At 61.1% G+C, this 10,212-nt stretch carries 10 protein-coding genes; 2 read left to right on the forward strand and 8 right to left on the reverse strand.

All coding sequences use genetic code 11. The features are described 5' to 3' along the window. Positions 1–33 precede the first annotated feature (33 nt). Positions 34–1,347 carry a ferredoxin reductase family protein gene (locus tag E4Q23_RS09310; RefSeq protein WP_169066383.1) on the reverse strand — a complete coding sequence of 438 codons (1,314 nt, stop codon included), beginning with the start codon at positions 1,345–1,347 and terminating at the stop codon, positions 34–36. A gap of 149 nt (positions 1,348–1,496) precedes the next feature. Beyond that, on the reverse strand, positions 1,497–3,734 hold the full coding sequence (locus E4Q23_RS09315) for an NADP-dependent isocitrate dehydrogenase (RefSeq protein ID WP_169066384.1): 2,238 nt from the start codon (positions 3,732–3,734) through the stop codon (positions 1,497–1,499). A gap of 620 nt (positions 3,735–4,354) precedes the next feature. Between E4Q23_RS09315 and E4Q23_RS09320 the strand changes: the two genes are divergently transcribed. After that, positions 4,355–5,158, forward strand: coding sequence for a fibro-slime domain-containing protein (locus E4Q23_RS09320; protein ID WP_211203699.1), 804 nt, complete (start codon positions 4,355–4,357; stop codon positions 5,156–5,158). A gap of 218 nt (positions 5,159–5,376) precedes the next feature. On the opposite strand, the gene E4Q23_RS09325 is transcribed toward E4Q23_RS09320, so the two are convergent. Then, positions 5,377–6,936 carry a toll/interleukin-1 receptor domain-containing protein gene (locus E4Q23_RS09325; RefSeq protein WP_169066385.1) on the reverse strand — a complete coding sequence of 520 codons (1,560 nt, stop codon included), beginning with the start codon at positions 6,934–6,936 and terminating at the stop codon, positions 5,377–5,379. Positions 6,937–7,151: 215 nt separating this feature from the next. Between E4Q23_RS09325 and E4Q23_RS09330 the strand changes: the two genes are divergently transcribed. Continuing rightward, positions 7,152–7,475 (forward strand): phage integrase N-terminal SAM-like domain-containing protein, encoded by a 324-nt coding sequence (locus tag E4Q23_RS09330; RefSeq protein ID WP_169066386.1) that lies wholly within the window; start codon positions 7,152–7,154, stop codon positions 7,473–7,475. A gap of 87 nt (positions 7,476–7,562) precedes the next feature. On the opposite strand, the gene E4Q23_RS09335 is transcribed toward E4Q23_RS09330, so the two are convergent. The 5 genes from E4Q23_RS09335 to E4Q23_RS09355 all read right to left on the reverse strand — a co-directional run bounded on the left by E4Q23_RS09335 (position 7,563) and on the right by E4Q23_RS09355 (position 9,872). Continuing rightward, positions 7,563–8,060 carry a VOC family protein gene (locus E4Q23_RS09335; protein WP_169066399.1) on the reverse strand — a complete coding sequence of 166 codons (498 nt, stop codon included), beginning with the start codon at positions 8,058–8,060 and terminating at the stop codon, positions 7,563–7,565. Between the two features lie 138 nt (positions 8,061–8,198). Further along, positions 8,199–8,423, reverse strand: a complete 225-nt coding sequence (locus E4Q23_RS09340; protein WP_169066387.1) for a type II toxin-antitoxin system HicA family toxin — start codon at positions 8,421–8,423, stop codon at positions 8,199–8,201. A 3-nt stretch (positions 8,424–8,426) separates the two neighbouring features. Next, entirely contained in the window at positions 8,427–8,636 is a 210-nt protein-coding gene (locus tag E4Q23_RS09345) for a type II toxin-antitoxin system HicB family antitoxin (protein ID WP_169066388.1), read from the reverse strand. A gap of 175 nt (positions 8,637–8,811) precedes the next feature. Next, entirely contained in the window at positions 8,812–9,210 is a 399-nt protein-coding gene (locus E4Q23_RS09350; protein ID WP_169066389.1) for a GFA family protein, read from the reverse strand. Between the two features lie 296 nt (positions 9,211–9,506). Further along, a complete protein-coding gene (locus E4Q23_RS09355) occupies positions 9,507–9,872 on the reverse strand; it encodes a hypothetical protein (protein ID WP_169066390.1) in 366 nt (121 codons plus the stop codon). Positions 9,873–10,212 lie beyond the last annotated feature (340 nt).

Genomic DNA, 10,212 nt, shown 5'->3' on the forward strand with positions numbered 1-10,212 from the left:
ACCTGACTGAGCAGGGGCAGACTGGCGCAAGTTTCAGCGAAACTCGAAGGCCTCCTGGTGGAAGGCGCCAGGGGCAAGTCCGCGGGCGGTCAGTCCTGCACGCATGGCGAGGCCGAAAGCCGTCGGACCACAGAACCAGATACTGGCTTCGGCCCAGGCCGGTACGTCGGCGAGCAGCCGCTCGACGCTCAGGCTATCGCCGCGGCTGCTGTCGATCACGTGCAGGCAGACGCCGGCAGCCGCGGCGCCGGCGCTCAGGCGAGCCACGATGTCGGCGTCGACCTGGCGTGTGCAGTAGAAGAGATCGATCGGAGGGGGCTTGCCGCCCGCGCTGGCGAGTGCTTCGAGACGGGCGACAAAAGGGGTCAGGCCGATGCCGCCGGCGATCCAGATCTGGCGCGCCTGCGCGGCGACGAAATCGAAGCGGCCGTAGGGTCCCTCGACGATGACCGGGTCGCCGGCCCGCAGCCGACTGGGCAGTGTGCGCGTGTAGTCGCCGAGGCTCTTGATGCCAAATCGCACCTGTCCGTCACCCTGCCAGGCCGAGGCAATCGTGAACGGGTGCGCGCCCTCGCGGGGGTCGAAAGTGACCAGGGCAAACTGGCCGCTCTGGTGACCTTTCCAGCCCCGCAGCCGGGCATGTACCTCGAGCACGCCGAGGCCGATCGGGCGGACTTCGCTGACCTCGCCGAGTGTGCGGCGACGGGCGCCTATCCATCCACTCAGTGAGAGGATGGCGGCGACCGTGCCACCGAGCATTAACAGCGCCGCCAGTGGGCCGGCGATTGCGGTCCAGAACGGCGACGGCATGAACACCACCGAGTGCACGACGAAGAGCAGGAAGAGGATTGGCATCAATCGGTGCAGGCGGGCAAAGTAGCGGTAAGGAATGCGTCGCAGCAGCGCTACGGCGACCAGAGCGAGGGCCACATAGAGGCCCCATTCGGCAAAGTCCTTGGCGATCGGGCGCCAGGACTCAAAGATCTGCAGCGCCAGGCTCTTGGCATCTTCCGGCTTGGCGAGGAGGCCGCTGCGGCGCAGGGCCTTGCTGGCGAGCTTGAGCGCGTAGTGGGTAGCGCCCAGGCCGATGGCGAGCAAGGCGACTTGCCGGTGAACGCGATACAACTGGTCCAGTCCGCCGACGAGCGCTTCCAGGCGCGGCCCGCGCAGCGCCAGGAGCATGGCCACCGACATCAAGGTCGCCGACAAATAGCCGCTGCCGTGGAGCAGGGCCACATAGAACTCCCACGGACGCTCGGCGGCAGGAGTGAGCAGGGCGGTCAGCGGTTGGCTGCTGATCCAGGCGGCGCTGAGTGCTGCCAGCAGGACATAGACGTAGCGATGCATGAGCGAGAAGGAGAGAAGTTGCGCCGGGCTCGCTGGCGGCGGGTGAGCCGGATCCGGGAGGGAGCTGAAAGGAGCTGAAAGGAGCTGGCTCCGGGGCCGTGGGGACCCCGGAGTCGTCAAGGATCACGGCCCGAAGGCCGTGTCGCAGGTCAGACGCGTGCTGCGGCCAGTGCCTGGTTGAAGGTTGCGCTGGGGCGCAGCACAGCCTTGCACTTCTCCGAATCGGCGGCGTAGTAGCCACCGATATCGACCGGCCGGCCCTGGACTGCCCGGAACTCTTCGACAATCTTTGCCTCGTTCTCGGTCAGCGTTTTGGCCAGTGGGGTGAAGTGCGCCGCCAGTTCCTGGTCTTCGCTCTGTGCGGCCAGTGCCTGTGCCCAGTACATCGCGAGATAGAACTGGCTGCCCCGGTTGTCGAGCTCGCCGGTACGTGGCGACGGCGACTTGTTGTTGTCGAGCAGCTTGCCGGTCGCTTCATCGAGCGTCTTGGCAAGAAGCGTGGCCTTGGCGTTGTTGGTCTTCATGCCCAGGTCTTCGAGCGAGACGGCCAGTGCCAGGAACTCGCCGAGCGAATCCCAGCGCAGGTGGTTTTCCTCGACCAGCTGCTTGACGTGCTTGGGCGCCGAACCGCCGGCGCCGGTCTCGTACATGCCGCCACCGGCCATCAAGGGAACGATGGAGAGCATCTTGGCGCTGGTGCCCAGTTCCATGATCGGGAAGAGGTCGGTCAGGTAGTCACGCAGGATGTTGCCGGTCACCGAAATGGTGTCGAGGCCGCGAATGATCCGCTCCAGCGAGTAGCGCATGGCGCGCACCTGGGACATGTGCTGGATGTCGAGACCGCTGGTGTCGTGATCCTTGAGGTAGGTCTCGACCTTCTTGATCAGCTCGGCTTCATGCGGACGATAGGGGTCGAGCCAGAAAATTGCCGGCATGCCGGAGTTGCGTGCCCGGGTGACCGCCAGCTTGACCCAATCGCGGATCGGCGCATCCTTGACCTGGCACATGCGCCAGATGTCGCCTTCCTCGACGTTCTGCGTCAGCAGCACTTCGCCGGTCGCCAGATCGGTGACGTTGGCCACGCCCGCTTCCGGGATCTCGAAAGTCTTGTCGTGCGAGCCGTATTCCTCGGCCTGTTGAGCCATCAGGCCGACGTTGGGCACCGTACCCATGGTCACCGGATCGAAGCTGCCGTTGGTCTTGCAGAAGTTGATCATCTCCTGATAGATGCGGGCAAAGGTCGATTCCGGCATCACCGCCTTGGTGTCCTTGGGGCGGCCATCGGCGCCCCACATCTTGCCGCCGATGCGGATCATGGCCGGCATCGAGGCATCGACGATGACATCGCTGGGCGAGTGGAAGTTGGTGATGCCCTTGGCCGAGTCGACCATCGCCAGCTCGGGACGGTGCTCATGGCAGGCGTGCAGATCGCGCAGGATTTCCTCGCGGCGGGACTCGGGCAGGGTGGCGATCTTGTCGTAGAGGTTGGACATGCCGTTATTGACATTGACCCCCAGTTCGGCGAACAACTCGGCGTGCTTTTCGAAGGCCTCCTTGTAGAAAATCCGCACGCAGTGGCCGAAGACGATCGGGTGCGAGACTTTCATCATCGTGGCCTTGACGTGCAGCGAGAACATGACACCGGTTTCGCGGGCGTCGTCGAGCTGCTCTTCATAGAATTCGCACAAGGCCTTCTTGCTCATGAACATCGAGTCGATGATCTCGCCGTCCAGCAACGAGACCTTGGGCTTGAGCACCATCGTCTTGCCGCTCTTGGTGAGCAGCTCCATCTTGACGTCGCGCGCCTTGTCCAGCGTCATCGACTTTTCGCCATGGTAGAAGTCGCCATGGGTCATGTGCGCCACGTGCGTGCGCGAAGCCATGCTCCACTTGGCCATCGAGTGCGGGTGCTTGCGCACATAGCCCTTGACGGCCTGCGGTGCGCGGCGGTCGGAGTTGCCTTCGCGCAGCACCGGATTGACCGCGCTGCCCAGGCACCTGGAATAGCGCGCCTTGATATCCTCTTCCACTTCGGTTTTCGGGTTCTCGGGGAAATTGGGCACATTGAAGCCGTGCGCCTGCAGTTCCTTGATCGCCGCCATCAATTGCGGCAGGGAGGCACTGATGTTCGGCAGCTTGATGATGTTGGTTTCCGGCAGCAGGGTGCGGCGACCGAGGTCGGCGAGGGTGTTCGGAACCTTCTGTTTGTCGCTCAGGTAGTCGGGAAATTCGGCGAGGATGCGGGTCGCGACGGAAATGTCGCTGGTCTCGACCTCGACGCCGGCCGGCCCGGCAAAAGTCCGGATGATCGGCAGGAAGGCGCAGGTCGCCAGCAACGGCGCTTCATCGGTGAGTGTGTAAATGATTCCGGACTTCTTTTCTGACATGTTCATCCCCTGATTGATATATGGCGTGCAGCTTGACGAATGTGCGAGCAAGCCAGCACTCCCGGCGAAGCGCCTCGGACGTCAGACAACCGCCAAGCGGCAGATCACCGGGTCAGCTCTTCCCTGTTGCCCGTTTGGCGCCAGAGTTGCCAATGCTGGGAGCTTGCTCCCAAGGGCGTAGTGTAAGCCGAAACAATCGCCAATGTCCCTATGCGTGTAGCGCCGCTCGTGTAGGCGGCGACGATCAGCTCGTCTCGCGCAGGGGGCTTACGCGCATCGCCCGGCTATCGCTAACCCTGTTCTCGCCCTACTCGATGCATGGCCGAGGCCGGCAAATGGGTGACCCTGCTGTCAGAAGCGACGACCGTGTCGGCAAACTTTACAGTCAAACGGGAGGGAGACTTGTCCAGAGCCTGTAAAGACCTCGTGAACAACATCTAGGACAAGGATTTAAAACAGTATTGTCGGCGATCTGTGGGCCATGGCACGAAACCTGCTATTTGCTCTATGACACGAAGCAGCCAACATCGCAACAGGTGATCGATGCCTTCTCGTCGGTCCGGCAAATGGTGCACGCGCCGGTACCCTTCCATACAATTTTTTCTCTTGGAGAATGAGTAATGAATATCAAGAACTGCCGAAGTGGAAGTCGGGCGCTGGCGGCGCTGGCTCTGGTGAGCTTGGGTTGGAGTACGGGAGCCATGGGCGTGACCTTGACCGGGACGATTCGGGACTTTTGCGCGCCGAGTATCGGCACTACTTGTACACGGCTGACAGACTTCGAAGGTGCCATACCGGGTTTGACAACGGGAATGGTGGCCTCAACCCTGACGGGCGGGCTGCCGACAGCGGGTGGGGCTATCGTAACCGGTGGATCGACGGTGGCGAACTTTGCAAAATGGTATGTCGACTCCACCGGCTTCAATCTCTCGACCCCCACTTCGCTCTCCTTGAGCGAGGGTCCCGCCGGAACTTTCAGTTACAGCAGCAGCGCTTTCTTTCCCATTGACGGCTTGCTGTACGGCAACCAGGGCAACCCACATAATTACCACTTCACCATGCACTTGGAGGGACTGCTGTCTTTCAGCGATCCCACCCTCGGTGCGGACAAGATCTTCACCTTCACCGGCGACGACGACCTGTGGATCTTCGTCGATGGAAAACTCGTGATGGATCTTGGCGGCGTGCATGGTGCGGTAAGCGGCAGCTTTACCGAGGAGGACCTGAAATTATTGGGGCTGACCGCCGCTACCTCCTACGATCTCGACATATTCTTCGCCGAGCGGCACACTTCGGAGTCAAATTTCGCCATCACCACTACCCTGGAGATTGCTCCTCCTGTGGATGTCCCGGAGCCCGGAACCTTGCTCCTTGCCGGTTCGGCGCTGCTGGCACTCTTGTCTGGCCGGCGGCGACGGGCATAGGCTGAAGCGGGCTGCTATCCGCATAGCCGCGGGCTTACCCATAACGGGTAGGGCAGGGTAGAGGGCAGGTTTTCACCTGCCCTCTGCTCATCAGACCGTGCATGCAGTTTCCCCGTACACCGCTTTCCGATGCTCTTCACGCAAGGCATGCGCCGAGTTCCAGCCCGTCCTGCCAGGCGCTTTGTACAGCCCGTGGCGTCGGTGGGGATGAGCGGGGCTTACCGGGGACAGAACTCAGCTCCTCCGGCAAGTGACCTGAGGAGCAGCGAGACGGTGCGCGCGTAGTCGCCTTTCTTGCGCCAGGCCGAGAAGTCGAGGATCGGGAAGAGCCCCGCAAGATCGGGCAAGGTCTCGTATTTTGTCGTCCATGCCTGAACTTTCTCGATTGCACAGAGGCGGATGGGCACCAGCGAGTCGCGCTTGTGGTGCCACGCTAGCTCGATCTCCTGGCGCACCCAGTCGCTTGCCATGCCGTTGTCGGACAGGACAACGATCAGGCGGTCGTGCTGGTGGATGGCCTCGATGACCTGGTCGCGCAGCGACTCGCCAGGAAGCACGTCGAAGCGGTCCCAGAACACGCGCACACCGGCGTCTTGCAGCGACCGGTACAGCTTCTCCGCGAAGGGCGTGTCCTTCGAGCTGTAGGAGAGAAAGCAGGTCTCGTACTGACGGGCGAAGCGCTGACCTTTCGCGAGGTCCTCGATCAGGCCGCGCGAGACGCCGGCCCGCCGCAGGAACGCCGGCGACAGCTTGAACTGCGACGCGGTGAGCGTGCTCAGCGAGATCTCGCTCGGCGTCATGTGATGCACCGCGTCGAGCCCTTTCACGTCCGACAGGTCGACGTCGGTGAGGAGGGTGCCGGACAGCTCGGCGCCGGTGAAGTCGGCGCCAGCGAGTTGTGCGCGGTTGAAGTTGGTGCCGTTGAGGAAGGCATGCCTAAACGATGCGCCGCGCAGGTCGGCTCGCGAGAGGTCGGTGTCCACCAGCGTGGCCCCCTCGAAAGTCGCTTCCTGGAGGACGATGCCGCGCAGAATGGAGTCGTCGAATCGCGCATGCGCGAGATTGGCACCGCTGAAGTCGCGTACCTTGTGCGTAGTCAGGCGCTGGTAATCGAACAGAATCTGCGCGTGCAGGTCATGCGCCCACGGCTGCGGATCGCCGCGCAGGTCGCGCCCGATGAGCTGCAGCCTCAGCCCGGGGAAGCGAGCCCGCAGAGCGTTCAGGATCATGACGCTATGTCCCTGCGCGAGGACTTGAGCTGCGCTCTCGCCGGCGCGCTGCGTCAGCGCGTCGAGCGGCCGGAGGTGTTCGATAGCGTGCAGCGCGAACCACCACACAGCCTGCTCCGCGCCGACGTTGCAGGCAGCGGCCGCAGCGAGGTGATGGCAGACCTCGGCCACCAGCTTCCTCGCTTCCAGCGCTGTGGCGGGGAAGGAATTTTCGTTCAGGAATTCGGCGCGACCGGTGACCTGCGCGAGTTCCTTCAGGCGCAGCGAAGCCTTGCGCGCGGCCGCAGGTAGCGACTCGTTCGGCCACGCCCATCGCCAGCTCCCGGAATGTCCCCAGCTGCCGATGAGCGTCGCCTTGGCACGGACGTAGACCTCCTCGCCGTCGGCGAACTGGATGAGGCCCGATTCGGGATTCCACTGCTGGCTGAGCAGTAGCAGCTCAGGGTAAGCCCCGATTCTCGCGTCCAGTTCCGCGACCGGGTCGCTCATGATTTCCGGCACGGTTTTTCCCTTTCCCTTTCCCTTGCTCTTGGAGGCGGGGCTAGGCATGGCTACGCCCGACGTTCAAGGTAAGCGCAAGGTAAGCGACACTGCGCGGCACGCTATCGCGCAGCGTCCAGCGAGCGAACGGCGCGAGCTTGGCTGCCGGGTTGGACGAAGCCGCTACGCGGAGGAAAGCGCGGTGCTGTAGTCGTGCTGAAGTCAAGATGTGACCTCGCCCGTCATCCGAGGGATGTTCATGACGAATGCGAGGTTACCGCAAGATGGAAGAGATGTCCGTTGTCGCCACGACGAATTTTGACACGAACTACGAGCTGCACCAGAAGCACCAGAAACGCAAGGGCTTGCAGCCGAAGACAATCGACGCGTATTCGCGCGCCGTGCGCCGGGTGGGAGACTACTTCGCTCATCAGATCGACGATCTGAGCGAGGCCGACCTGCTGGATTATTTTGCCGAGCTGCGTGAAACGCACTCCGGGAGTTCGCTCAAGCTCGATCTGTACGGTCTTAAGGCGATTTCTGTCAAAGAACATACCATCTTGCTTGTCTTTTCACCCGTCTTCTGTGTTACGACAACAGTTTCATAGTTCGACTATGCGCCTGTTGTCGCGCCTTGAAGCCGACCGAAAATCCGGCGCAATCTGGTACGTTCTTTTCCGGCAATCGCCTAAGTTCTAATTTGGCGCAATTCCACGGCGTGCGGCCTCGATGGTCGCGATATCAATTTTTCCCATGGACATCATCGCTTCAAATGCGCGCTTTGCCGCAGTGCGATCTGGATCGATGATTGCCTCAGTCAAGGCCAACGGGGTAATCTGCCATGAAAGGCCCCATTTGTCCTTGCACCAGCCACAGGCGCTCTCAGTCCCGCCATTGCTGACAATTGCATCCCAGTAGCGATCGGTCTCAGCTTGATCCGTGGTTGCAATTTGAAATGAGAACGCCTCGGTCTGTTTGAAGGCGGAACCACCGTTGATTCCTAGACAAGGTATTCCCATCACAGTGAAGAGCACAGTTAACACCTGACCTTCCCTGCCGCCAGGGAAATCGCCTGGCGCGCGGTGAACACCGTCGACCGAAGAATCGGGGAAAGTAGCGGCGTAAAATGCTGCGGCATCTTCGGCGTCAGCGTCGTACCAAAGGCAAATCGTATTTTTAGCAACTTTCGACATATCGCTCCTTTGCTCGGCATCAATGTTTCGCATTCGCCGTGTGGGTACCCACGGTGCTTCGGGTATACGGCCCAAGGTGGACGTCAGCGCAGCTGCGCGGCTTTATCGCGCAGCGTCCGTGTGGACTGCCGGGTTGGGCTATCTGTGTTTGAGCAACTCATCAAGCGCGAGGCCAATGTCTTTGGCGAGCTGACGGAGCAAGATCGGTGAGATGTCTCGAGCTTGATGAAACGGCACGGTGGTGCAGCGACCGACAGCATCGCGAAATGGCTTGTGCGAGCCGGTTTGGCGGACTTCCGTGAAGCCGAGTCGGAGAAGAATGACAATGACCTCGGTGGGCTTGAGGACGGGAACGTTGCCCATAGCTCAAGCTACGGCAACGTTTTGAACCCCAACAAACTCGGACTCAAGAGTGGGTTCACCGTCTTCCAGAAGCATTGTGATCACCTCGTGGAGATTGTGATTGACTTCATCCAAGGTTTCTCCCTGGGAATGAGCACCGGGAAAACCGGGAACGAAACCTACGAACAGGCCTGTTTGTGGGCAGCGTTCGATTACCGCTGAATAGACTTTCATGGCTGGCTCCGAAATCATTTACGAAAGCAGATTATCATTCTACGCTCTGCGATAGGCAACCGGCGATGCCCAACGTGGAAGGGAGGGGCGGCCGAAGCGCGCAGCGCGGAGGGAAGCAAGCAGCGCAGCTGCTTGGCCGTCCCACTCGACAGCCGGGTTGGGCGTCATCTTCGGCCTACACTGGAAATCTCTCGAAATAAGGAAGTTCATGAATATGCTCCATCCACTCCAGCCGTTCGGCCGTCTGTATTTGCACTGTTGGTGGTAGTGCCTCCGGATGGTCAAGCGTTGAGGACTGTACGTCGACAATTCCAGGGAGTACGTCTGCATTCCGGTAGAACAACCCGCTTCCGCAGTCAGCGCAGAAACTCCGCATGGCAGTACCTGACGAGTTAATCGTCTTCGGCTGCCCTTTCGTCAGGGTCAAGGCAGTTTCTGGAAACATTGCCCAAGCCACCATGGGCGCGCCTGCGCTTCGTCGGCAGTCGCTGCAGTGGCACAAGGCAACGACCTTTGGTTCACCCGAGAGCTGATATCGAATGGCGCCACATAAGCACTGTCCAGAGTAAGTCATAACGGAAACTCCTTGGTATTCTACGAGTAGTCACCAAACGCGAATCAGGTTCAATAAATCGATGAACTCATCGCAGCCTCAAGTGGCGAGATTCGGCGAGATTCGGCGATATTCGGGGACAGACCACGGTTCGGAGATTCGGAGATTCGGGGACAGATCATGGTTTAGAACCGGGTTTTGGGCGTCGTGAATGCGATCCTGGCTCCGGAAAACCGTGGTGCGTCGCCTGTTTCCGCTGTTTCCCGCCTCCCCTGTTTCCCGCCATCCTGAACGCGTGCCAAATCACAGGCGCCGATCTACGCGGCAGGTTTGCTGGCGCGGGCCGGTGACTTGCGCTCGGATTTCTTCTTCAGGCCCAGCGAGGCGACCTGGTCGGAATTGGGGCCGAATTGGGCGATGACCTGGTCTTTGACGCCGAGAATGAGATTGTGATACTCCCACTGGATGGCAACGTTGGCGTCGCGAGCGGCGTTGAAGGCGTTCTCGGCGCGCAGCTCGGCTTCCTGGGCGGCGTGCAGGGCCTCGTTCTTGGCGGCCAGGGTGGCGAAACTGTAGGCCGGGTTGGCCGGGCTGTAATCGGTGATCGCCTTGACCGCCAAGAAGGTTCTTTCATCCGCCTGGAGTATTTCTGCCTGCAGACGAACGTTCTCGTTCTTTGCCATTTTTTTTCTCCCGGAAAGTGAAGTTGCCGAGGAGCGGATTACCCTCGGAGAAGAGATTAGGACCGGGCCGCCAAAATTGTCAACACGTTTCGTGGCGCGTGCGCGCAGCGGCCACCGGGCCCGCTGATAATGCGCACAGCTTGATCCGTGCCGGCAATCTCTCCTGCCGAATCGGCTACTGCATGACCAGGGAGGCGGCCGCAGGCATCCGGGAGGCATCCCGACGCATCAGGGAAGCATCGTTACGCCTCGTGGAAGCATCCCGACGCGTCAGGGAAGCATCGTGACGCCTCATGGAAGCATCCCGACGCATCATGGAAGCATCGTGACGCATCATGGA

It is taken from the genome of Candidatus Accumulibacter phosphatis (assembly GCF_012939955.1).
GTDB classification, from domain to species: Bacteria; Pseudomonadota; Gammaproteobacteria; order Burkholderiales; family Rhodocyclaceae; genus Accumulibacter; species Accumulibacter delftensis.

Excerpts from the sequence above, each read along its gene's own strand:
- E4Q23_RS09310 (WP_169066383.1), bottom strand. The coding sequence starts at position 1,347 with ATGCATCGCTACGTCTATGTCCTGCTGGCAGCACTCAGCGCCGCCTGG.
- E4Q23_RS09315 (WP_169066384.1), bottom strand. The coding sequence starts at position 3,734 with ATGTCAGAAAAGAAGTCCGGAATCATTTACACACTCACCGATGAAGCG.
- E4Q23_RS09320 (WP_211203699.1), top strand. The coding sequence starts at position 4,355 with ATGAATATCAAGAACTGCCGAAGTGGAAGTCGGGCGCTGGCGGCGCTG.
- E4Q23_RS09325 (WP_169066385.1), bottom strand. The coding sequence starts at position 6,936 with ATGCCTAGCCCCGCCTCCAAGAGCAAGGGAAAGGGAAAGGGAAAAACC.
- E4Q23_RS09330 (WP_169066386.1), top strand. The coding sequence starts at position 7,152 with ATGGAAGAGATGTCCGTTGTCGCCACGACGAATTTTGACACGAACTAC.
- E4Q23_RS09335 (WP_169066399.1), bottom strand. The coding sequence starts at position 8,060 with ATGTCGAAAGTTGCTAAAAATACGATTTGCCTTTGGTACGACGCTGAC.
- E4Q23_RS09340 (WP_169066387.1), bottom strand. The coding sequence starts at position 8,423 with ATGGGCAACGTTCCCGTCCTCAAGCCCACCGAGGTCATTGTCATTCTT.
- E4Q23_RS09345 (WP_169066388.1), bottom strand. The coding sequence starts at position 8,636 with ATGAAAGTCTATTCAGCGGTAATCGAACGCTGCCCACAAACAGGCCTG.
- E4Q23_RS09350 (WP_169066389.1), bottom strand. The coding sequence starts at position 9,210 with ATGACTTACTCTGGACAGTGCTTATGTGGCGCCATTCGATATCAGCTC.
- E4Q23_RS09355 (WP_169066390.1), bottom strand. The coding sequence starts at position 9,872 with ATGGCAAAGAACGAGAACGTTCGTCTGCAGGCAGAAATACTCCAGGCG.